This window comes from Flavobacterium solisilvae (genome assembly GCF_012911605.1).
GTDB classification, from domain to species: Bacteria; Bacteroidota; Bacteroidia; order Flavobacteriales; family Flavobacteriaceae; genus Flavobacterium; species Flavobacterium solisilvae.
The window spans coordinates 1-22,951 of the sequence record NZ_JAAMPT010000205.1; the positions used below are offsets into that span (position 1 = coordinate 1).

Below are 22,951 nucleotides of genomic sequence, written 5' to 3' on the forward strand. Positions count from 1 at the left end.
ATGGTTAGTAAAAGATGGCGATTATGTAGAAAAAGATCAAGCCATTGCCGAAGTTGATTCTGATAAAGCAACATTAGAATTACCCGCAGAAGCAAGCGGAATTATCACGCTAAAAGCAGAATTATCGACGGTCGTGAGTCTGTTGGTTTCTTGGTTGCTGTAAAAAGAAGCATTAGAAAATCCAGTAGAACATTTAATGAATGGAAATGCTAAAAAAGCATTAGAATTATAAAACTTTGACATCCCGAAACTTCAGGACAGTCATACAAAACAATATAAATCCCAAATTCTTTTAGAGTTTGGGATTTTTCTTTTCTTTGTAATACATTTTCAAAGTATGAAGCAAAGCAAAAAACAAGCAGCCATCGGATTTATTTTTATCACGATGCTTATCGATATCACGGGTTGGGGAATTATTATCCCGGTTATTCCAAAATTGATTTCTGAGTTAATTAATGGCGATGTTAGCGAAGCTGCAAAATATGGCGGTTGGTTAACATTTGCTTTTGCCATAACTCAGTTTGTTTTTGCTCCATTAATTGGGAATTTGAGTGACAAATTTGGCAGAAGACCAATAATTCTATTGTCGCTTTTTGCTTTTTCGTTAGATTATTTACTTCTCGCTTTTGCTCCAACAATAACGTGGTTATTCATTGGTCGGATTATTGCAGGAGTTTCTGGAGCAAGTATTACAACGGCTTCTGCTTACATAGCCGATGTTAGTACGCCAGAAAATAGAGCGAAAAACTTTGGGATGATTGGTGCAGCATTTGGGTTAGGCTTTATTATTGGTCCAGTTGTTGGCGGTTTGTTAGGACAATTTGGTTCTCGAGTTCCTTTTTATGCCGCAGCAATTTTGTGTTTTTTAAACTTCTTATACGGTTATTTTATTCTTCCCGAATCGTTATCAAAGGAAAACCGAAGAGCTTTTGAATGGAAACGAGCCAATCCTATTGGAGCATTGCTTCGATTAAAAAAATATCCATCGTTGATTGGGTTGATTTTTGCTATTTTTCTTCTATATGTAGGTTCGCATGCGGTTCATAGTAATTGGAGTTTTTTTACGATGTATCGATTTAATTGGGATGAAAAAATGGTTGGCATTTCGCTTGGTGTTGTTGGACTTTTGGTTGGAATTGTTCAAGGTGGTTTAATCCGATGGACAAGCCCAAGACTTGGCGATGAAAAAAGTATTTATATTGGTTTATCGCTTTATACTATTGGAATGTTGCTTTTTGCTTTTGCAAGCGAAAGCTGGATGATGTTTGTGTTTTTAATTCCGTATTGTTTAGGTGGAATTGCTGGTCCAGCATTGCAATCGATGGTTTCGGGGAAAGTTCCACCAAATGAACAAGGCGAAATTCAAGGAACTTTGGCAAGTTTAATGAGTGCTTCGGCTATTGTTGGTCCGCCAATGATGACGAATACTTTTTACTTTTTTACGCATGATGAAGCGCCATTTTTATTTCCGGGTTCGCCGTTTGTTTTAGGCGGATTTTTGATGTTGTTGAGTACAGTTATAGCTTTTTATGCTGTTAAAAGAATGTCAACTTTGCAAAAGACGAATATTCTTTAGCCCCGATTGAATCTCGTTTTTTTAACGAGAGGAAAGCGGGAAAATGGTTTAGAAATAAGCCTACTGATTCGCTCCTGATTTTTTTACTTCAAATAAAAACAGTGATTGGCATAGTCAATAATAGCTTTGCCTTCTAGCAGAACATCGGCACCGATTATACCTTGAACGGGTTTGGCTTTGTACTGTTTTAGCGCATCGTTGACGTGTGACATGTCAAAAATAATCAGGTGAAAATCTTCTGTTTTCCAGCGACCAATTTTTAAGGAATTGTTTTTGGCAATTTGCGTAAACATTCCCGTTGCGCCAGCACCAGCGGCTTTGGTTTTTGATTTTCCTGCTTTTAAATTAAATAGTTCTATACTTTCAAAACCTACGCAACTGTTTGAAGCTCCAGTATCGAGAATAAAATTTCCAGTTACACCGTTTATTTTGGCCTTAATCAATAGATGTTGCGTTTTGGAAACTTTAAAATTGAGTTTCTTGTATTTTTCTTTTTTTAGAACGTCGTCTAGGTTTTTCATAGTTGGCGCACAATGTATCACAAAGTTTGTCGCAAAGTACGCAAAGTTTTTAAATTTTACTTATCACTTAATAATTGTAATTTTGCAACTTTAAATTCAAGACTTTGAACTCGAAACTGATTTTAACCGACACGCACACGCATCTTTATTCTGAAGAATTTCAAAATGACAGAACCGAAATGATTGAACGCGCCATTGAAGCTGGTGTTTCTCGTTTTTTTGTTCCGTCAATCGATAGCAGTTATACTAAAAAAATGTATGATTTGGAAACGCAATTTCCGGAGAATATTTTCTTGATGATGGGTTTGCATCCGTGTTATGTTAAGCCAGAAAGTTATCAGCAGGAATTGGCTCATGTGGAAAAATCATTGGCAGCAAAAAAGTTTTATGCCGTTGGCGAAATTGGGATTGATTTGTTTTGGGATAAAACTACGTTGCAAATTCAGCAAGAAGCTTTTAGGTTTCAAATTCAATTGGCAAAAAAACACAAATTGGCGATTAATATTCATTGTCGCGAGGCTTTTGATGAAGTTTTTGAGGTTTTGGAAAGTGAAAAATCACCTGAACTATTTGGGATATTTCATTGTTTTACAGGCGATTTTGAGCAAGCAAAACACGCTATCGATTTAGGGATGAAACTGGGAATTGGCGGTGTTGCCACGTTTAAAAACGGAAAGATTGACCAGTTTTTGAACGAAATTGATTTAAAACATATTGTACTCGAAACCGATTCGCCTTATTTGGCTCCAGTTCCATTTCGTGGAAAACGTAATGAAAGCAGTTATACCAAACTTGTTGCAGAAAAACTAGCCCAAATTTATAACCTTCCGATTGAAGAAATAGCACGGATTACTACCGAAAATTCCAAACAAGTTTTTGGGATTTAATGGAATTATAACGTCTAATTGCGTTTTTTTTTGTTCATTTGTTTTTTGAAAATCCAAACAAACAATGTCAAAATTTGATTCTATTCGTCCGTTTTATGATGCTGAAGTAAATGAAGCCATTTGCAATTCTGTCAATCATCCGATGATGAAGGCAATAATGGATTTTACCTTTCCTAATGTTGATGATGCTATTTGGAAAGAACAGCTAAAAAGAACCCATTCTATAAGAGATTTTCAGTGTAATTTCATTTATCAATCGGTTCAAAAAGTACTGCAAAAATCGTCAGAAGGATTAACCACTTCGGGTTTTGAAAAGCTAGAAAAAAACACTTCCTATCTTTTTATTTCCAATCATAGAGATATTATTTTAGACACATCGTTACTAAATGTCAGTCTTTTTGATCACGGATTAGTAATGACGGCATCGGCAATTGGAGATAATTTAGTAAAGAAAGATTTCTTAAAAACATTGTCACGATTAAACCGAAACTTCTTGGTTCAAAGAGGTTTGCCACCAAGAGAATTATTGGAAAGTTCCAAATTGATGTCGGAATATATTGGGCAATTGTTGTTGCGTGAAAATCGTTCGGTTTGGATTGCTCAACGCGAAGGACGAACAAAAGATGGAAACGATGCGACACATTCTGGCGTTTTAAAAATGTTAGGAATGGGTTCGGATGAGCCGAATTTAATTGATTATTTCAAAAAAATAAAAATCGTTCCCGTTTCGATTTCGTATGAATATGATCCAACTGATGCGTTGAAAATGCCACAATTGATGGCTGAAGCCAATGCTGTAAAATATATCAAAGACAAAAACGAAGATTTTATCACGTTAATCAGCGGAATTATTGGACAAAAAAAACGCATTCATATTCATGTTGGCGATATTTTGAAGGATGAATTAGATGCTATTGCAACTGAATTTGATAATAGCAACAAACAAATACAAGCTTTGGCACAGGTAATTGATGATTCTATTTTGCAATCCTACAAACTTTGGCCAACCAATTATATTGCATACGATTTACTTCATAAATCTGAAATTTACAAAGATTTTTATACTGAAAACGAAAAATCACTTTTTGAAAGACGTTTAGAAATGAAAATTGACGAGAATAATCCACAAATGATGGAAAGTTTCTTGCTGATGTATGCCAATCCTGTGGTGAACAAAATGAAATATGAAAATGCCGTCTAAACCCAACATACTTTTGCTTTATACCGGCGGAACGATTGGTATGGTTAAGGATTTTGAAACTGGCGCTTTGAAGTCATTCAACTTTAAAAAGTTATTGCAAAATATTCCTGAACTGAAGCAATTGGATTGTAATATTGAGACAATTTCGTTTAGAAATCCTATCGATTCCTCTAATATGAATCCTGAACATTGGGTTGCTATTAGCGAAATTATTGAAGAAAATTATTCGCAGTTTGATGGATTTGTTGTACTTCACGGTTCGGATACGATGTCTTATTCGGCTTCGGCGTTGAGTTTTATGTTGGAAAATCTAAGAAAACCAGTTGTTTTTACGGGATCGCAACTTCCAATAGGCGATTTACGAACCGATGCTAAAGAGAATTTAATTACTGCTATCCAAATTGCTTCGTTGCAACAAAAAGGAAAACCTGTTGTTCAGGAAGTGTGTCTTTATTTTGAATACAAATTATATCGCGGCAACAGAACAACCAAAATAAGTGCGGAACATTTTAATGCTTTTACTTCGCCAAATTATCCTCCGTTAGTAGAATCGGGAGTTCATTTGAATGTTACGACTTCGGTTTTATTGCAAAATCAATCTAGCAAAAAGTTGTTGGTTCACAAAGAAATGGACGATAACGTGATTATTGTCAAGATGTTTCCAGGAATTAGCGAAACTATTTTGTCTTCGATTATTGCTATTCCTAATTTGAAGGGAATTATTCTAGAAACTTATGGTTCTGGAAATGCACCAACTGAAGATTGGTTTATTTCGATATTAAAAAAAGCGGCAAAACAAGGTTTGTATATCATTAATGTTACGCAATGTTCTGGCGGAAGTGTAAACATGGGACAATATGAAACGAGTACTCAATTGAAAGAAATAGGTGTAATTTCGGGAAAAGATATTACTACCGAAGCGGCTATTACCAAGCTAATGTATCTTTTAGGTCAAAAAGTGGCGCCAGCGGTTTTCAAAACGATTTTTGAAACTTCTTTGCGAGGCGAAATGTCATAATAAATTGGTATTCTCACTTTTTTTAGTGAAAAAATTTGCTGTTCTTTGCAACACAAAAAGAGAGGTGTCCGAGTGGTTGAAGGAGCAAGCCTGGAAAGTTTGTATGTGGGCAACTGCATCGTGGGTTCGAATCCCATCCTCTCTGCTTTTAAAATAAAATGTTATGCGAGTTTACTTCTACATTTTAGGTTTTTTTATAACTTCAAGCATAACTGCACAGCAAGCAGAGGTAGATTTTGATGCTGTGGATTCGCTATATAGAGAAGATCAATTTTATTTTAGCGTTGCTTATAGTACAATGCAAAATCAGCCAGATGGTTTTAAGCAAAGCAAATTTTCTCCAGCCATTTCGTTGGGTTTTTTGAGAGATATGCCAATCAATAAAAATAGAACTTTGGCGATTGCAGCAGGAATTGGATATTCACTTAACATGTACAATCAGAATTTGGTTGTAGATCAAACGGTTGACGGAAATGACTATTTTCCTATTCCCGAAGATGAAACGTTAGACAAAAGCCGATTTACTTTTCATTCCGTTGACGTTCCAATTGAATTTAGATGGCGAAATTCAACTCCCGAAAGTTATAAGTTTTGGCGAGTTTATACAGGTTTAAAACTAAGTTATGTGTTCTACAATCAGTATAAATTAGGTTCTTCTTTAGGAAATTATTCTATTTCAAATAATGATGACATCAATAAAATTCAATATGGCGCATACATTTCTGTAGGTTGGAATACTGTAAATTTGTATGGTTATTATGGGTTGAATTCTTTCTTTAAATCATCCGCAAAAATTGACGGAAAATCTTTAGATTTGAATGCGTTACATTTAGGCTTGATGTTCTATATTTTATAGCCAAAAATACAACAGCAATAGTTGAGGCAACATTCCACAAACAAAACCAATTGCTAATTCTTTCTTTGTATGAGCATTCATTTCCAGTCGAGATGAAGCTACAAAACCATTCATCAGTACAAAAAACACTACGGTATTAATAATGTTTACTTCGGCATGAACACTTAACCCGATGATAAAAACAGTCAAAGCACTCATTCCAATCATGTGAATGCTTGCTTTTATTTTGGCGAAAAGAAGCATAAAAGCAATAATCGTACTGAACAAACCACCAGAGAAAAAGAAAAAAAGCTCAAAGTATCGATTGATAGTAATACTTTTTGCGATGAGAATTGACATGAGCATAATTTGCAAAAGCAGCGGAATTTTTCGTTGGGAAATATCCGAAAGCATAATACTGTCTATTTTTCCAAAAGTTCTAAGCAAATAGAAAAAAGCCAATGGCAATAGTATAGAAATGATGATAATTTGGATAAATAAAACCAAATATTGTGGCAATGTGAAATAATTGTCATCCAGAGCAACATAGAAAAAAGTTCCTAAAAGCGGAATGAAAATTGGATGAAAGAGATATGAAAAAACGGGAAGGATTTTTTTCATAACAAATTATTAAATCTTCTTCCTCATTCTCGCCACAGGAATATCTAATAAATCACGGTATTTTGCAATAGTTCTTCGGGCAATTGGATAACCTTTTTCTTTTAAAATATCGACTAATTGTTCGTCGGAATACGGCTTGCTTTTGTCTTCGTCTTCTACAACCGTTTTTAATATTTTTTTGATTTCCAATGTCGAAACGTCTTCACCTTGGTCGTTTTTCATCGCTTCAGAGAAGAATTCTTTAATTAATTTCGTTCCATAAGGTGTGTCAACATATTTGCTATTTGCCACACGCGAAACGGTAGAAATATCCAAACCAACCATATCGGCAATGTCTTTTAAAATCATTGGTTTCAGCTTCGTTTCTTCGCCATCAAGAAAATATTCCTGTTGAAAATACATGATAGCATTCATCGTTACATAAAGCGTTTCTTGTCGCTGACGAATAGCATCGATAAACCATTTCGCAGAATCTAATTTCTGTTTGATAAACTGAACGGCATCTTTCTGTGAACCCGATTTATCGCGAGAATCCTTGTAGGTTTGCAACATCTCTTGATAATCTTTTGAAACGTGAAGCGATGGTGCATTTCGTCCGTTAAGTGTCAACTCAAGTTCACCATCAACAATTCTAATGGTAAAATCGGGAACAATTTGTTCAACTACACGATTGCTGCTGTCAAAAGAACCTCCAGGTTTTGGATTTAATTTTTCAATTTCTTCAATCGCTTTTTTAAGTTGCTCTTGAGAAACATTACAAGAAGTTAACAGCTTTTCGTAGTGTTTTTTGGTAAATTGTTCGAAGTGATTTTCGATTACCGTAATCGCCAAATCAACATATTCTGTTGGTGTTTTATGTTTCAGTTGCAGAAGCAAACATTCTTGTAAATCGCGTGCGCCAACTCCGGCAGGTTCAAGGTCGTGAATGATGTTTAGGATTCTTTCAACCGCTTTTTCATCAGTGTAAATTCCTTGAGTAAATGCCATATCATCAACAATATCCTGAATACTTCTTCGAAGATAACCGTCGTCGTCAATGCTTCCAACCAAAAACTCGGCAATTTCTCTGTCATTATCGCTAAGAATAAAAGTGTTCAACTGATTGATTAAATCCTGATGAAAACTAGTTTGTGCTACAAACGGTGTTTCGCGGTCATCATCATCGTCACTATAATTGTTAGCTTGTAACTTATAGTCAGGTGTTTCGTCGTCGCTTAAATATTCATCAATGTTGATTTCGTCGGCATCAATGCTTTCGTTATCATCAAATTCGTCATAATCATCATTGTTGTCAAATTCATCTTTATCATAAATTTCATCTTCATCTTTGCCACTTTCCAATGCCGGATTTTCAATCAACTCTTCTTTCAGTCGTTGTTCAAAAGCTTGCGTAGGCAATTGAATTAACTTCATCAACTGAATTTGTTGAGGAGATAATTTTTGAGATAATTTAAGATTTAAAAACTGTTTTAACATTTTATAGTTGTTGTCAGTTGTCGGTTATGAGTTGTCGGTTACTAACTGACAACGGATAACAGACAACAATTAAAACTCTGCATTTTGTGGAGCAAAGTTAAGTATAAATTTGATTTTTTTAAAGGTAGTTTTGGTCGTGTTCTAAAACAACATCTTTTAGTAGTTCTGACAGAGAAATTTCTAATGCCAAAGCAATCAACGCTAATGTAAAAATACTTGGGTTTACTTTTCCTTTTTCGATTTTATAGAGATATTGTCTGTCTTTCCAAACCAAATTCGCCAATTCGGTTTGGGTTAATTTCCTCATTTTTCGGTACTTCCTAATTTGTTCTCCGACTAGAAGAGGAACTTTTTTTGTGTAGTAATTTATTTTGTTTTCTGAAATCTGCACACACAAAAAGAACCAAAAAATACTGCATTTTTGTAACCTTATATTACTGCATTTTATATATTTGTAAAAAATGATTTTATATAAAAGTTTTATTTTGAAAGATTTAAGCAATATACATAGAAAGAAAAAAATGTTTGAAAGATTTAATATCTTGATTTGGTTTGTCAACATTGCTTTGTTGGTTCTTTCTTTTTTACATTTTTATAGTAATAATTATAAATTGGAGTTAGATACTTATTTTTTTCTATTACTTGTATTAAATATAGTTTCGTTTTACTTGACTTATATAATAAGTGAAAAGCTTCATTTTTTCAAGTATCAGTATAATCATTTTAAAAATTTAAAAGAGACAGAAATATGAGAGAAGATTTGGATTTAAACACAGTTAACATACATTGTCCTTCATGTGGTTATAAATTTTTACATAAAAAAAATAATTCAGGTGAAATAAAAGGTGGTTTAGGTGGTGTTGCGGCAGGAGCAATTATTGGAGCTAAATTTGGTATAGCTGGCGGACCTTTGGGAGCAATTGCAGGAACAATTCCTGGAGCTATTTTAGGTGGGATTTTTGGTAAAGATTATATAGGTAAAAAATTTGATAGACCAATGTGTCCATCATGTGGAACAAAGTTTATGTTGCCAAAGAATATTTAATTTTTTAATTTATTAAAATGGGCAGACTAGGTATGGTAGAGTTAATTATTGTTGGAATATTGGTTTACTTTTTTATTGTTAAGCCTTTTTTAAAGCGTAGAGAAGAAAAAAATTGGTCAAGTTTTTTGTCAATTCCTGAAAATGTTAAGGAGTTAATTGTTAATGAAGATGTCTTTGAATTAGCTGAATTTCTTGTTCATCTTGAACTAAAAAAGGAATATGCTATGATGCGAATGATATTGGAAGCAATTGAACATAAAGGATTTTCCTTTGCAAAAAGAGTAGATCGAATTAGGAATGAAATGAGAATTAAAGCGGGATTAGGTTCACTTAAACATTTTTAAAAATGAAAAATCCCTTTTACTTTTGAAAAAGGGATTTTTTATTTTAAACTTAAAAAATTTAGAATTAAAAATTTCACATTGCATTAATTCTTAATTCTTTTAAAATTCTGCGTTTTGTGGTGTTCTTGGAAACGGAATTACGTCACGAATGTTGGTCATTCCAGTAACGAACAATACTAATCTTTCAAAACCTAATCCAAAACCTGAGTGAACTGCCGAACCGAATCTTCTTGTGTCTAAATACCACCAAAGTTCTTCTTGGTCAATTCCTAACGCTTTCATTTTTTCCACCAAAACATCATAACGTTCTTCACGTTGCGAACCACCAACAATTTCTCCAATACCTGGAAAAAGAATATCCATCGCGCGAACCGTTTTTCCGTCTTCATTCAATCGCATGTAAAACGCTTTGATATTGGCTGGATAATCAAACAAAATCACCGGACATTTGAAGTGTTTTTCTACCAAATAACGTTCGTGCTCACTTTGTAAATCTGCACCCCATTCGTTGATGATGTATTGAAATTTCTTCTTTTTGTTTGGTGTTGAATCTCTAAGAATATCAATCGCTTCGGTATAAGAAACACGTTTGAAGTTGTTTTCTAAAACGAAATTCAATTTTTCTAATAAACTCATTTCGCTACGTTCAGCTTGTGGTTTTGATTTTTCTTCTTCCAATAAACGACCTTCCAAAAACTTCAAATCGTCTTGGCATTTCTCCATCGTATATTTAATGACATACTGAATAAAATCTTCTGCCAAATCCATGTTGTCATCCAAATCATTGAAAGCAACTTCTGGTTCAATCATCCAAAATTCCGCCAAATGACGAGAAGTATTTGAGTTTTCAGCTCTAAAAGTTGGTCCAAAAGTATAAATTTGACCTAATGCCATTGCAAAAGTTTCGCCTTCCAACTGTCCAGAAACTGTAAGATTGGTGTGTTTTCCGAAGAAATCTTTTTTGTAATCGATGTTTCCGTCTTCTGTTCTTGGCGGATTGTCTAAAGGTAATGAAGTTACTTGAAACATTTCGCCTGCGCCTTCAGCATCAGCACCAGTAATTACTGGCGTATTTACATAAACAAATCCTTTTTCTTGGAAATACGTATGAACCGCATGCGCCAAAACTGAACGAACTCTCATAATTGCGCCAAAAGCGTTTGTTCTTACACGCAAATGAGCATTTTCTCGTAAAAATTCAAGCGAATGTTTTTTCGGTTGCATTGGGAATTTTTCTGCATCAGAATCGCCAAGAATTTCAAGTTTAGTAACCTGAATTTCAAATTTTTGTCCAGCACCTTGACTTTCAACTAAATTTCCAATTACCGAAATCGCAGCACCTGTTGTAATTCTTTTTAAGGTTTCTTCTGGTGTGTTTTCAAAATCAACAACACATTGGATATTATGAATCGTTGAACCATCGTTCAACGCTATAAATTGATTATTTCTAAAAGTTCTAACCCAACCTTTTGCATTTACTTCTGTGTTCACCTTCGAGCCGCTTAAAAGCGCTTTAACTTTTGTATGTTTCATTTTAAATATTAGATTTCAGATATTAGATATTAGATTTTAAAATCTATCGCAAATATAAATTATTTATTTTTCTTTTCTAAAGCATCGACTGCTTCATCGGTTTGTTCTAAAATATCAATTATTGGTTCTGGTAATTCTTGCTGGTTTGCCAACGTTTTATTCAAAGTCAATACCAATGACGGTAATAAAACCAAATTGGACAACATTCCAAAGGATAAGGTTAATGCAACCAATCCGCCAAGCGCAACTGTTCCGCCAAAACTAGAAAGCATGAATACCGAAAACCCAAAAAACAGCACGATTGACGTGTAAAACATACTAATTCCCGCATCGTTGAACGTAGCAAAAACTGATTTTTTGATTTTCCAGTCGTTTCTAGCCAATTCCAATCGGTATTGTGCTAAAAATCGAAGTGTATCATCCACTGACATTCCAAAAGCAATTCCAAAAACTAATAACGTTGACGGTTTTAGCGGAATGCCTAAAAAGCCCATCAAACCTGCAGTCATAATTAATGGCAATAAATTTGGAATGATAGAAACCAATACCATTTTTAGCGAACGAAACATAATAGCAACCAATCCACCAGTCAAGGCAAAAGCAAATAATAATGATGATAATAAATTGTCTAACAGATATTTAGTTCCTTTTTGAAATACCGAAGGTTTTCCTGTGATGATGACTTCATATCGTGGTGATGGAAACAATTTATTGACTTTATTGCGAATATGCGCTTCAATGGCTTCCATTTTTTCACCATTTTCATCTTTGATGAAAGTAGTCATTCTGGCTACGCTTCCATCTGAAGTAATGTAGCTTTTCAACTGATTATCTTTCGAATTTTTCAGTGAATTTTTAATATACGGCAACAAAAATATTTCTTCTTGTGATGAAGGCAAGCTATAATATTCTGGATTTCCGTTGTAGTAAGCTTGGTTAAAACTTTTGGCAATATTTACAATCGATAATGGTTTTGAAAGTTCAGGAATATCCATAATGGTTTCTTCTAAATCTTCCATTCTTCGCAGATTGGTAAGTTTCATCGCACCATTTTTTCGCTTGGTGTCAATCATGATTTCTAAAGGCATTACACCGTCAAATTCTCTTTCGAAGAAACGAATATCTTCAAAAAATCCAGTGTTTTTTGGCATATCTTCGATAATACTTCCTGAAACTTTTATTTTATAAATTCCAATAATTCCGAAAATCAACAAACAAATTGAAGTGATATAAACGCCAAGTCGATTGTATTTTACCGTATTGACAATCCATTTTAAAAAAGAAGTCAATGATTCTCGTTCCAAATGACCAAGATGACGTGGAATTGGCGGTGGAATGTAACTAAAAAATATCGGAACAATCAATAAACAAAGTGTGTAAATTGCCAAAATATTGATGGTTGTTACAATTCCAAACTCTCTCAACAAGTCATTATTAGTAGCAATAAATGTAGCAAATCCAACAGCTGTCGTGATGTTAGTCATTAAAGTTGCTGTTCCTGTCTTCGTGATAACGCGTTGCAATGCTTTGGCTTTATTCGCATGTTTATGATATTCTTGATGGTATTTATTGATAAAGAAAATACAATTTGGGATTCCAATTACGATAACCAATGTTGGCACTAAAGCCGTAAGTACGTTTATTTCATAACCCAAACCAGCGATTATTCCAAACGACCACATTACGCCAATAATTACAATAATTAACGAAATTAATGTTGCTCTGAACGATCTAAAAAAGTAGAAAAATATCAACGACGTAATCAATAAAGCGGCGCCAATGAACAGTCCAATTTCATCAATTATCGTTTTGGCATTCAACGTTCTGATGTATGGCATTCCAGAAGTATGAAGCTCAATGTTAGTCTTTTCGGTAAAGTTTTCAATAGCAGGAATTAACTTTTGCAGTACATAATCTTTCCTGATTTTAGTATTGACGATTTTTTTGTCCAAATATATTGCCGAACGAATAGCACCCGATTTTTTATTGAACAACAATCCTTCATAAAAAGGCATTTTGCTGAATAAATCTTTTTGAATTTGAGTTAAGTAGGCTTCGTCTTGAATTTTATTTTTGTCAACCAAAGGTTTTAATTCAAAGGTTTCCAGCGAATCGTTTTTAACCAATTTCTGCAAATTATCCACCGAAACGACCAAGCTAACTTCTTTGCTAGACTGAATGGTTTGCATCAATTCGCTCCAAGCTTGATATACTTTTGGGGTAAAAAGCTTTTTATCTTTTGTAGCAATAACAATCAGATTTCCTTCTTCGCCAAAACGATCAAGAAATTTTTGATAATCTACATTTACTTTATCGTCTAACGGAATTAGATTAGCTTCGGTTTGTGTAAATCGAGTTGATTTCCACTGCAAAGCCAGCAAAACAGTAACTAAAACGATACAAACAAGGATGACAATTCGGTTTCTAAGAATTATTCTTGCAACAAATTCCCAAAAACCAATACCTAACAATTTTTTCATAGAATTCTAATGGGTTGCAAAGGTAATCAAAACAGTAAAAAACACTTCTTTTTCTGAAAGAAATTGACCTAATTTTAATTTGTTTTAGGCAAAAATTAAGTTAAAGTTATTTCACTTATTTTTTTAGAAAATAACATTCCTTTTTCTCATATTTGTATAGCAATTTTGAATGGATGAGAAATTTAAAAAACACATTGTTCTATATCTTAGTAACTGGCGGTTTTACGGCTTTGATGTATTGGATTGTAGAACAAGGAAAACTGCTTGAAGTTGGTCGAAAAATTGTTTCACCTTCATCTACAGATACTTTATTTACACAATTTTTATCGTCTCTTTTTCATAATTTGCAACATCCGGTAGCGTTGCTTTTAATGCAAATTATAACCATTGTTTTGGTTGCCCGAATTTTTGGATGGATTTTTAGAAAAATTGGTCAACCCACAGTTATTGGAGAAATTATTGCCGGAATTGCACTTGGACCATCGCTTTTTGGATTGTATTTCCCTGATTTAAATCATTCGCTGTTTCCAGTAGAATCACTTGGAAATCTTCAGGTTTTAAGTCAAGTTGGTTTGATACTTTTCATGTATGTTATCGGGATGGAATTGGATTTAAAAGTATTGAAAAATAAAGCCAATGATGCCGTTGTAATCAGTCATGCTAGTATTGTTATTCCGTTTGCACTTGGAATTGGATTATCCTATTTTATTTATCACGAATTTGCACCACAAGGCGTTGAATTTCTGTCTTTTGCATTATTTATGGGAATTGCTATGAGTATTACAGCGTTTCCAGTTTTAGCTAGAATTGTACAAGAACGAGGCATTCATAAAACGAGATTGGGAACAATTGTAATTACGTGTGCTGCTGCCGATGATATTACGGCTTGGTGTTTACTTGCCGCAGTAATTGCCATTGTAAAAGCAGGAACTTTTGTGAGTTCGTTATACATTATTGCGTTGGCAGTTGTATATGTTTTGGCAATGCTTTTTGTAGTGAAACCATTTTTAAAACGCATTGGCGATTTGTATGCCAACAAAGGAAATTTGAACAAACCTGTTGTTGCTATTTTCTTTTTAACGGTAATAGTTTCGGCTTATTCTACCGAAGTTATTGGAATTCATGCGTTGTTTGGAGCGTTTATGGCTGGAGCAATTATGCCCGAAAGTGCAAAGTTTAGAAATATTTTTATCGAAAAAGTAGAAGATGTTGCGGTGATTTTATTGCTGCCGCTTTTCTTTGTTTTTACAGGATTGCGAACCGAAATCGGACTAATTAATGAACCTTATCTTTGGAAAATAACAGGTTACATTATTTTGGTTGCCGTTATTGGAAAGTTTCTCGGAAGTGCTTTGGCAGCGCGATTTGTTGGGCAAAATTGGCGCGATAGTTTAACCATTGGTGCGTTGATGAACACGCGCGGATTGATGGAATTAGTCGTATTGAATATTGGTTACGAACTTGGAGTGCTTTCGCCAAAAGTTTTTACGATGATGGTTATCATGGCATTGGTTACAACTTTTATGACTGGACCAGCTTTGGATATTATCAATTATATATTCAAATCAAAAGACGTTTTCATTCCAGCAGAAATTAAAAACAACTCCGATTATAAAGTGCTGATTTCTTTTGGAAACAACGAAAAAGGAAAATCATTATTGCGATTAGCCAATAGTTTAGTCAAAAAACAAACCGAAACGACTGTGGTTACAGCGATGCATTTTACCTCAAGTGATGAATTGCATGCCTATGATTTAGACGAATATGAAACCAAAGCATTTGAACCAATTGTTCGAGAGTCAAAAGCATTAAACCAAGAAATTACCACAATTTTTAAAGCAACAAATGATATCGAAACCGATATTGCCGATGTATCTGCCAAAGGTGAATATGATTTATTGTTGGTTGGTTTAGGAAAATCTATTTTTGAAGGAACGATTTTAGGAAAGGTTTTAGGTTTCACTTCCCGATTTATAAATCCTGACCGATTGTTGGATAAATTTACTGGAAAAGAAGGTCTTTTTGAAAATTCACCTTTTGATGAACGAACCCGATTGATTATTTCAAAAACCAAAACACCACTTGGAATTTTGATTGATAAAGATTTGAAGAAAGTAGAAAACGTAACCATTCCGATTATGAGTATTGGCGATGCTTTTCTTTTTGATTATGCCGAACGATTGATTTTTAATAACAATACCAAAGTCACAATTGTTGAAAACAGCAATCAGCGAAAAAATAATTTCATTATCGAAAATGCTGTTGCAGGATTGAAATTGAAATATGCCAATAATCTTCAATTGGTAGATTACGAAAAACTCTATAAACCGTTTTTGGAGAAACAAGATCTAGTATTGGTTAGCTTAGAAAGTTGGAAAAATCTAGTAAACGAAGAAGAAACTTGGCTTAGTGATATTCCTTCGGCGTTGATAGTGAAGTCTTAGATTAAATCCCTAAAATTAACATTTGTTCCAATTAAAAATTACAAGCTATTGCGTAATTTTACGACATGTATGCTTTAGTTGATTGTAATAATTTTTATGTTTCGTGTGAGCGGGTTTTTCAGCCAAAACTCAACGGAAAACCTGTTGTTGTTTTGTCTAACAACGATGGTTGCGTCATTTCTCGAAGCTATGAAGCTAAAGATTTAGGCATTCCGATGGGCGAACCCGAATTCAAAATCCGTAATCAAATTAAGCAACACGACATTCATGTTTTTTCGTCCAATTATGCGTTGTACGGCGATTTGAGTAATCGAGTGCACAATCTTTTGCATAAATTCACTCCACATATTGAAATGTACAGTATCGATGAAGCTTTTTTGAATTTTGATGGATTGACTATTGACGATTATAATCAATATGGAAACCAAATCAGGATGAGTATTTTAAAATGGTTGAGTTTGCCTGTTTGCATTGGGTTTGGTTCCAGTAAAGCACTTTCAAAAGTGGCGAATAAAATCGCCAAAAAATATCAAGAACGAACGCAAGGTGTTTATGTTATCGATACTGATGAAAAACGCATCAAAGCCTTGAAATGGACAAAAATTGAAGATGTTTGGGGAATTGGTTATCGACTTTCTAAGAAAATGAAAGCGCATAATATTCATACGGCTTATGATTTTACATTGCCACAACATGAAGCATTCATCAAATCGACAATGGGAATTGTTGGCATTCGGTTAAAATATGAACTTGAAGGAAAATCAGTCTTGGAACTCGAAGAACCAAAAACCAAAAAAAACATAGCAATTACCCGAAGTTTTGCACAAAGCATAACCACTTTGAACGAAATGAAAGAACGCATTTCTACCTTTGCAACCGTTTGTTCCGAAAAATTAAGGAAGCAAAAATCTTGTTGTTATGGTGTGATTTTATACCTTAGAAAAGACAATTTCAAAGTTCAAAAAGACCGATATAGTTTCTACAAAATGGAAACTCTTCCTTATGCTAGTAATTCGGCAATAACGATTAGTAATGTTGCCATCAAAATGCTTAAAAGTATTTTTGAAGAAGGCGAAATTTATAAAAAAGCTGGTGTTATCGTAACACAATTAATTCCCGAAAACGAAAAGCAATTTCATCTTTTTGAAGAAGAAAATCCAAAACATCAAATTCTGATGAAAGTAATGGATGATTATCAGAAAAAAACGGGCGACCGAAAAATAAAACTCGGTATTCAAAATTTGCAAAAAACCTGGACGATGAAACAAAATCATCTTTCGCCAAAATATACCACACGCTTTGAAGAAATAGTTGAAATACCATGCCGATAAACAAAAACATTGAATTTTTTATTCCAAATTTCGAAAACAGTCGCGAGTTACCTTTTATAACTTCGGGAATTAAAGCTGGTTTTCCTTCACCAGCAGCCGATTTTGACGAAACCCGAATTAGTCTGGACAAAGCATTGGTAAAAAATCCCGATACTACTTTTTATGCCAAAGCTAATGGTCAATCAATGAAAGGTGCTGGAATTGACGATGGTGATATCATGGTTATCGATAGAAGTATTGAACCTAGAAACAATAAAATTGCGGTTTGTCTTATTGATGGCGAATTTACCGTAAAACGCATAAAAAAAACCAAAGAAGAATTATTGTTAATGCCCGAAAATAGTGATTTTCAACCCATAAAAATCAAAGAAGATAACCAACTTGTCATTTGGGGAATTGTGACTTATGTTATTAAGAAGGTTTGACAAATAATTGATTTTGAGGCAATCAATCCAATCCCAAATCCAACACAAAATTTAACTTTATGGCGATATTGTCTTCTAAACGGCTAAGTTGATTTGGACCATATCTATAAAATCCCGAAAGCCCAAAACCTTTGTAGATTTTATTTAGTTCAATTCCTGATTCAAAAAAACCGCGTTCAAGAGTTTTGTAGTCAATACCAAGATGACGTTGACTATTTTCAAGATTTCCCCAAGCCATTCGGGTAACCATAACGAGTTGAGGTTTTACTTTTTTGAAAATTTCGATGCGTTTAAAACCGTGTTTTAGTTGCAACATCGCAAATTCGCTGGAGAAAAATTCGTTAAAAAACATGGTTTCAAAACTGTTTTTACCAGCAATGGTAATACGTTGTAGTAAATTGTCTTTGGTTAAATTATTCGGAGAAGTGTTGTATAAATGAGTTAACGGAATTGCTCCAAAAGCATAACCAAATTGTGCCAAAACAGTCGATTTTTGTCCGTTGAGGTATTTTTTTTCATAGTCAATTCTGAAATCAATTTTACCAAAATCAAAGTCGTTTTCTAGAATATTAGGTAATGATTTAGTAAATTGAAACGTAAATTTTGGGAAGCGTTTTTCAATTTCGAGTTTTCCATTTGGCGTTTGCATATAATCGCTAAACGGGTTCCATTGCAAAGAAACCATTGCCGAAGTAATATTGAAATTGTCGTAAACTTTTCCGTCGTAATCAAATTGATAGCCAAACAAAGGGGTGATTTCGCTATGAGTTAATTGCCAAATGCTTTCGGTTTTGGGAATAATTTTCGTTTCAATAAATGAACGCCAAGTTTTATGATTGTAAAATGTACTAATATTGATTGGTCGCGGATCATACAGTTTAAAAACGCGTTTGTCGATAGCAAAATTGGTACTTGCAATCTCGCGAATATCATCGGTATAAGAAGCGCCTATCCAAGTGTTGGAAAAATTACCAATTCGCGCAGAAAAACCCAAATGATATTTTATTGTTTCGTCCTTTAAACCATAAGCAGTATAAGCATCGATTTTGTATTTTTTTGAAAATTGCTCGTTGGTTACTCCGCCAAGTCCAAAGCGAAATCCTTCAAAATTATTATAACTCAAAAGATATCTCAAATCAAAGTCAAAAAAACCAAAAGGTAAATATCCATTAATAATTTTTCGACCAAAACGAATTTTTTTCTCCAATTGATTTGCCGTAGCAATGCTGTCGAGAACAATGTAGGTGTTACTACTTCGTAAATCGAGTTTTCCATTTCTATTTTGTTGCCAAAAACTCTCGTTTCTATGAATAGCATCTTCCTTAACATCAACAGCAATGAAGGATTTTTTAATTTTTACAGCCGTGTTGAATTGTACATTATAAGTTTCGGTTTCTGATGCAAGAAATGTAAAATCTGAACCTTGTTTTATACGATTAGTTTCTTTGTCGTTATCGGCTTCAAAGTAAATTCTTCCACCAAGAATAGATGTTGCTTCTTTACTTTTTCCTTTTACGATTTTAAAATTTCGCTTCGTTTGAAACCAAAGGTCATTTTCAGGATAATAACTAAATTCGTGAATTCCAGTGATATTCAAAACACCTCGAACACGCATCACGGCTTTGGCAACCGCAAAATTTTGACTGTCAATGTAAAGTAATCCTTCGAGACCTTTTCGCTTCAATTTGTTTTTAAAATGAATGACGAATGTTTGTCTATTGTCAATAGAAATGGTATCGTTGATTTTAAACGAATATTCGGCTAGCGAGTTATCAGCAATTGGACTTTTATATTTGGTTTCGAAAAGTTCATAGCGTTCGTCATAGATAGAAAACGATTGCAATTCAAATCCAAAATATTCATAAATGGGTTCGTTAAAACCTGCCATTTTTGAACCAATAACTGTTTCTTTTAGCGATGGTTTTGCAAATTGAAAGCGCGATAATTTTTCGGCTAAAAACAAATGTTGCTTGTCGATTATTTTTTTGAATTTATAATCTGATGAATCAATTTTTTGAAATATTTTTCCAAGCGAAGTAGTTACAAAAATGCTGTCTATTTTCCCCGAAATAGAATCGGGATTTGCGCTAACCAAAAGTTTGTTGTAAGTATTAAACTGAAATGAGTTAAGCTTTTTTTGGGGATTGTTTTTATCTTTATTGGCAATGACTTTTTTGATAATGTCATTGGCTTTGTTTTCGTTAAAAACGACAACTTCCTTTAAATCATCTGTTTTTTTTGAGAGTAAAACCGTTTGATAATTATTATTAAAAGCAATGATTTTCTTTTCGTAACCAAGAAATGAAACAGTAAACGAGGTGAAATTTTCTTTGGAAACAAAATGAAACTTTCCATCCACATCCGAAACTATTTTGGTTCCATTATCGAGTTCGATGTTGGCAAAAGGAAGCGATTTATTGGTCGAAGCATCTTTGACAATTCCATTTAATGCTGTTTGTGCGTGAAGCATAGCAGAAAATAGAAATAAAAAGCCAAATAAATACCTGTTCATTAAAGATGATTTACGCAAAAGTAGTAATAAAAAAATCCGTCAGGATAAATCGTGACGGATTTTAATATTGAATTAACAAGTTACACTTTCATAATCTCGGCTTCTTTGATAACCAAGTGTTCTTCTATTTTTTTGATATAGGCATCAGTTAGTTTTTGAACATCTTCTTCAGCTTTTTTACAAACGTCTTCCGAAGTTCCATCTTTTTCTAGTTTTTTGATGTCGGTATTGGCATCTTTTCTAGCATTTCTGATACCAATTTTTGCGTCTTCAGCTTCGGCTTTTGCTTGTTTTACCAAGTCGCGTCTTCTTTCTTCGGTTAATGGTGGAACGCTGATAATGATGTTGTCACCATTGTTCATTGGGTTAAACCCAAGATTAGCAATCATAATTGCTTTTTCAATTGGATGCAGCATGCCTTTTTCCCAAGGTGTAACGGTTATAGTTCGAGCATCGGGAACGTTAATGTTTGCTACTTGCGAAAGTGGTGTTTGCGAACCATAATAGTCAACAAAAACACCGCCAAGCATTTGAGGTGTTGCTTTTCCGGCACGAATATTTAAAAATTCTTTTTCTAAATGCGCAATCGAACCGTTCATTGATTCTTTTGTACTGTCTAAAATAAATTCAATTTCTTCCATTATAATTTAGATTTTTAGATTGCTGGATTTTTAGATTTTAAGAAAGTCTTTTAGTCTGAAAATCCAAAAGTCTATTTTTTATATTTTTACTGTTGTTCCAATATTTTGTCCTTCACAAATTTTCAATAAATTACCTTTGGTATTCATATCAAAAACTACAATTGGCAATTCATTTTCCTGACTTAATGTAAAAGCAGTTGTATCCATTACATTCAATCCTTTTTTCAAAACTTCGTCAAAAGTAATGTTTTCAAATTTTACTGCGTTTGCATTTTTTTCTGGATCAGAATCATAAATTCCATCAACTCGTGTTCCTTTTAAAATTACGTCTGCATTTACTTCAACACCACGTAAAACCGCCGCAGTATCTGTTGTAAAATAAGGGTTTCCAGTTCCAGCACCAAAGATTACAATTCTCCCTTTTTCAAGGTGACGAACTGCTCTTCTTTTGATATACGGTTCAGCAATCGCTTCAATTTTTAGTGCCGTTTGTAAACGAGTTAGCATTCCTTTGTCTTCTAACGCGCCTTGCAAAGCCATTCCGTTGATAACCGTTGCCAACATTCCCATATAATCGCCTTGAACTCTGTCCATTCCGTTGCTTGCGCCAGCAATTCCTCTAAAAATGTTTCCGCCACCAATCACGATAGCAATTTCTATGCCTTTGTCATGAATTTCTTTGATTTCATCAGCATATTCAGCAAGACGTTTTGGGTCAATTCCATATTGTCTTTCGCCCATTAAAGCTTCGCCACTCAGTTTTAGAAGAATTCTTTTGTATTTCATTGTCTGTTTTGTATTGTTTTAAAAGTTATGCTGTTGCTAACGCTCAAGCCATTAGTTGTGTTGAGTTTTTATTTTTGTGATGCAAATATAAACATATTCTCTTTTTGTAATCCATTTGAAAAAAGAATGTTTCGTAACAATTATTACAAAATAAAAAAAATGGGTTTATTACCTTTGCAGTCACAAACAAACGCATAAAATGAAAACCATTATTAAACAAAGTTTAGCTAAAAGTTACACGTATCAAGAATATAGAAATCAAGTTTCAACACTTTTAAAAGAAGGAAAATCAACAGGAAACGAACAATCAGCAGATTTAACGCATTACAGTGAATTAAACGAAGTTCGAATGAATCGTTTAGATAAAACAATGGTTGTTCCCGAAGAAAATATAAAACGATTACAAGAAATTAATTCCGAAATGATTTGGTTAGTTATTTCCGAAGGTTGGTGTGGCGATGCAGCGCAAATTCTTCCGATTATCAATAAAATGGCGGAACAATCAGAAAAAATAGATTTAAAAATTGTTTTTCGTGATGAAAACGAAGAGTTGATGAATTTATTTTTGACCAATGGAACAAAATCAATTCCTAAATTGATTGTTTTAGATAAAAATACATTGGAAGTTTTAGGCGATTTTGGACCAAGACCAACAGAAGCAAAGCAATTGATTTTGGATTATAAAGCAACGCATGGTGTTGTAGATGAAACAGCAAAAACCGAATTACAAAAATGGTATTTGCACGATAAAGGATTGAGTACGCAGAGAGAAATTTTGGAGTTAGTAAAGTAAGATTTAGACTTTTACTTTTCTAACTTGCTTAATTACTTTCGGAGATCGACTGCCGTGAAAAGCTCTTAAAACCTCAATTCGATTTGCTCTAATTCTATAGATAATTAAATAAGAACCAAGAATAATATTTCTATAGATTTTAGTTTTTGTTTCTAAATGACGACATTCGGGATGAAGAAGATATTGGGTTTCAAGATTTTCAATTCTAAAGTAAATTTCTTCGATAAAACTATCAGCAAGTTTAATTCCAAACGTATCCATACCATAATAGAAAATAGAAGGAATATCAACGTTATCGAAAATTTCAGAAGTTATTATTTCTCTAACTTTGATCTCCATTCTTTAAAAATTCTTTTCGATTCTTTTAAAGTATTGAAAGCTCCTTCTTCTGCTTCTTTTATTAAAGAAGCAAACTCATCTTGCGACATTGGTTTGCCTGGAGTTGCTAGATTTTTAGATTTTTTATTAGACGTTTTCATAAG

Annotated in this window: 22 protein-coding genes, 1 tRNA gene and 1 pseudogene; 13 read left to right on the plus strand and 11 right to left on the minus strand. The window is 33.7% G+C overall.

Features of this window, described 5'->3' with window-relative positions:
- A pseudogene (locus tag G6042_RS06730) lies at nucleotides 1-142 on the plus strand (lipoyl domain-containing protein); the annotation flags it as partial.
- A gap of 195 nt (nucleotides 143-337) precedes the next feature.
- A complete protein-coding gene (locus G6042_RS06735) occupies nucleotides 338-1,576 on the plus strand; it encodes a TCR/Tet family MFS transporter (RefSeq protein ID WP_169523542.1) in 1,239 nt (412 codons plus the stop codon).
- A gap of 83 nt (nucleotides 1,577-1,659) precedes the next feature.
- On the opposite strand, the gene G6042_RS06740 is transcribed toward G6042_RS06735, so the two are convergent.
- Nucleotides 1,660-2,097 (minus strand): retropepsin-like aspartic protease, encoded by a 438-nt coding sequence (locus tag G6042_RS06740; RefSeq protein ID WP_169523543.1) that lies wholly within the window; start codon nucleotides 2,095-2,097, stop codon nucleotides 1,660-1,662.
- A 116-nt stretch (nucleotides 2,098-2,213) separates the two neighbouring features.
- On the opposite strand from G6042_RS06740, the gene G6042_RS06745 reads away from it, so the two are divergent.
- The 5 genes from G6042_RS06745 (at nucleotide 2,214) to G6042_RS06765 (ending at nucleotide 6,059) form a co-directional block, all read left to right on the plus strand.
- Nucleotides 2,214-2,984 carry a TatD family hydrolase gene (locus G6042_RS06745; RefSeq protein WP_169523723.1) on the plus strand — a complete coding sequence of 257 codons (771 nt, stop codon included), beginning with the start codon at nucleotides 2,214-2,216 and terminating at the stop codon, nucleotides 2,982-2,984.
- Nucleotides 2,985-3,048: 64 nt separating this feature from the next.
- Entirely contained in the window at nucleotides 3,049-4,185 is a 1,137-nt protein-coding gene (locus G6042_RS06750) for a 1-acyl-sn-glycerol-3-phosphate acyltransferase (RefSeq protein ID WP_169523544.1), read from the plus strand.
- Nucleotides 4,175-5,203 carry an asparaginase gene (locus G6042_RS06755; RefSeq protein ID WP_169523545.1) on the plus strand — a complete coding sequence of 343 codons (1,029 nt, stop codon included), beginning with the start codon at nucleotides 4,175-4,177 and terminating at the stop codon, nucleotides 5,201-5,203. Before G6042_RS06750 ends, G6042_RS06755 begins: the two co-directional genes overlap by 11 nt.
- A gap of 58 nt (nucleotides 5,204-5,261) precedes the next feature.
- A tRNA-Ser gene (locus tag G6042_RS06760) sits at nucleotides 5,262-5,348 on the plus strand.
- A gap of 18 nt (nucleotides 5,349-5,366) precedes the next feature.
- Nucleotides 5,367-6,059, plus strand: coding sequence for a porin family protein (locus G6042_RS06765; protein ID WP_169523546.1), 693 nt, complete (start codon nucleotides 5,367-5,369; stop codon nucleotides 6,057-6,059).
- Here G6042_RS06765 and G6042_RS06770 read toward each other — a convergent pair.
- From G6042_RS06770 to G6042_RS14440, 3 genes are all read right to left on the minus strand, one after another.
- On the minus strand, nucleotides 6,054-6,659 hold the full coding sequence (locus G6042_RS06770) for a hypothetical protein (RefSeq protein ID WP_169523547.1): 606 nt from the start codon (nucleotides 6,657-6,659) through the stop codon (nucleotides 6,054-6,056). The genes G6042_RS06765 and G6042_RS06770 overlap by 6 nt on opposite strands.
- Nucleotides 6,660-6,668: 9 nt before the next feature.
- Complete coding sequence (gene rpoN / locus G6042_RS06775; protein WP_169523548.1) at nucleotides 6,669-8,135, minus strand: RNA polymerase factor sigma-54; 1,467 nt, start codon at nucleotides 8,133-8,135, stop codon at nucleotides 6,669-6,671.
- A gap of 118 nt (nucleotides 8,136-8,253) precedes the next feature.
- On the minus strand, nucleotides 8,254-8,697 hold the full coding sequence (locus G6042_RS14440) for a helix-turn-helix domain-containing protein (protein ID WP_169523549.1): 444 nt from the start codon (nucleotides 8,695-8,697) through the stop codon (nucleotides 8,254-8,256).
- 186 nt (nucleotides 8,698-8,883) lie between these two features.
- Here G6042_RS14440 and G6042_RS06785 point away from each other — a divergent pair, with 186 nt between their 5' ends.
- Complete coding sequence (locus G6042_RS06785) at nucleotides 8,884-9,180, plus strand: hypothetical protein (protein ID WP_169523550.1); 297 nt, start codon at nucleotides 8,884-8,886, stop codon at nucleotides 9,178-9,180.
- A gap of 32 nt (nucleotides 9,181-9,212) precedes the next feature.
- On the plus strand, nucleotides 9,213-9,524 hold the full coding sequence (locus tag G6042_RS06790; RefSeq protein ID WP_169523551.1) for a hypothetical protein: 312 nt from the start codon (nucleotides 9,213-9,215) through the stop codon (nucleotides 9,522-9,524).
- 99 nt (nucleotides 9,525-9,623) lie between these two features.
- On the opposite strand, the gene asnS is transcribed toward G6042_RS06790, so the two are convergent.
- Nucleotides 9,624-11,057 carry an asparagine--tRNA ligase gene (asnS, locus tag G6042_RS06795; RefSeq protein WP_169523552.1) on the minus strand — a complete coding sequence of 478 codons (1,434 nt, stop codon included), beginning with the start codon at nucleotides 11,055-11,057 and terminating at the stop codon, nucleotides 9,624-9,626.
- Nucleotides 11,058-11,116: 59 nt separating this feature from the next.
- Complete coding sequence (locus G6042_RS06800; RefSeq protein WP_169523553.1) at nucleotides 11,117-13,537, minus strand: efflux RND transporter permease subunit; 2,421 nt, start codon at nucleotides 13,535-13,537, stop codon at nucleotides 11,117-11,119.
- Between the two features lie 173 nt (nucleotides 13,538-13,710).
- On the opposite strand from G6042_RS06800, the gene G6042_RS06805 reads away from it, so the two are divergent.
- The 3 genes from G6042_RS06805 to G6042_RS06815 all read left to right on the plus strand — a co-directional run bounded on the left by G6042_RS06805 (nucleotide 13,711) and on the right by G6042_RS06815 (nucleotide 17,737).
- Nucleotides 13,711-15,981, plus strand: a complete 2,271-nt coding sequence (locus tag G6042_RS06805) for a cation:proton antiporter (RefSeq protein ID WP_169523554.1) — start codon at nucleotides 13,711-13,713, stop codon at nucleotides 15,979-15,981.
- A 65-nt stretch (nucleotides 15,982-16,046) separates the two neighbouring features.
- Complete coding sequence (locus G6042_RS06810; protein WP_169523555.1) at nucleotides 16,047-17,312, plus strand: Y-family DNA polymerase; 1,266 nt, start codon at nucleotides 16,047-16,049, stop codon at nucleotides 17,310-17,312.
- Nucleotides 17,303-17,737, plus strand: a complete 435-nt coding sequence (locus G6042_RS06815) for a LexA family protein (protein WP_169523556.1) — start codon at nucleotides 17,303-17,305, stop codon at nucleotides 17,735-17,737. The genes G6042_RS06810 and G6042_RS06815 overlap by 10 nt, the downstream gene beginning before the upstream one ends.
- 22 nt (nucleotides 17,738-17,759) lie before the next feature.
- On the opposite strand, the gene G6042_RS06820 is transcribed toward G6042_RS06815, so the two are convergent.
- The 3 genes from G6042_RS06820 to pyrH all read right to left on the minus strand — a co-directional run bounded on the left by G6042_RS06820 (nucleotide 17,760) and on the right by pyrH (nucleotide 21,676).
- On the minus strand, nucleotides 17,760-20,249 hold the full coding sequence (locus G6042_RS06820; RefSeq protein ID WP_169523557.1) for a DUF5686 family protein: 2,490 nt from the start codon (nucleotides 20,247-20,249) through the stop codon (nucleotides 17,760-17,762).
- An 80-nt stretch (nucleotides 20,250-20,329) separates the two neighbouring features.
- Complete coding sequence (gene frr / locus G6042_RS06825; protein ID WP_169523724.1) at nucleotides 20,330-20,893, minus strand: ribosome recycling factor; 564 nt, start codon at nucleotides 20,891-20,893, stop codon at nucleotides 20,330-20,332.
- A gap of 75 nt (nucleotides 20,894-20,968) precedes the next feature.
- Nucleotides 20,969-21,676 carry a UMP kinase gene (gene pyrH, locus G6042_RS06830; protein WP_169523558.1) on the minus strand — a complete coding sequence of 236 codons (708 nt, stop codon included), beginning with the start codon at nucleotides 21,674-21,676 and terminating at the stop codon, nucleotides 20,969-20,971.
- A 199-nt stretch (nucleotides 21,677-21,875) separates the two neighbouring features.
- On the opposite strand from pyrH, the gene G6042_RS06835 reads away from it, so the two are divergent.
- Nucleotides 21,876-22,469, plus strand: a complete 594-nt coding sequence (locus tag G6042_RS06835; RefSeq protein ID WP_169523559.1) for a thioredoxin family protein — start codon at nucleotides 21,876-21,878, stop codon at nucleotides 22,467-22,469.
- 3 nt (nucleotides 22,470-22,472) lie between these two features.
- Here the strand turns inward: G6042_RS06835 and G6042_RS06840 are convergent, their stop codons facing one another.
- Entirely contained in the window at nucleotides 22,473-22,808 is a 336-nt protein-coding gene (locus G6042_RS06840; protein WP_169523560.1) for a type II toxin-antitoxin system RelE/ParE family toxin, read from the minus strand.
- Nucleotides 22,784-22,948 carry a hypothetical protein gene (locus tag G6042_RS06845; RefSeq protein ID WP_169523561.1) on the minus strand — a complete coding sequence of 55 codons (165 nt, stop codon included), beginning with the start codon at nucleotides 22,946-22,948 and terminating at the stop codon, nucleotides 22,784-22,786. Before G6042_RS06845 ends, G6042_RS06840 begins: the two co-directional genes overlap by 25 nt.
- Nucleotides 22,949-22,951: the final 3 nt, after the last annotated feature.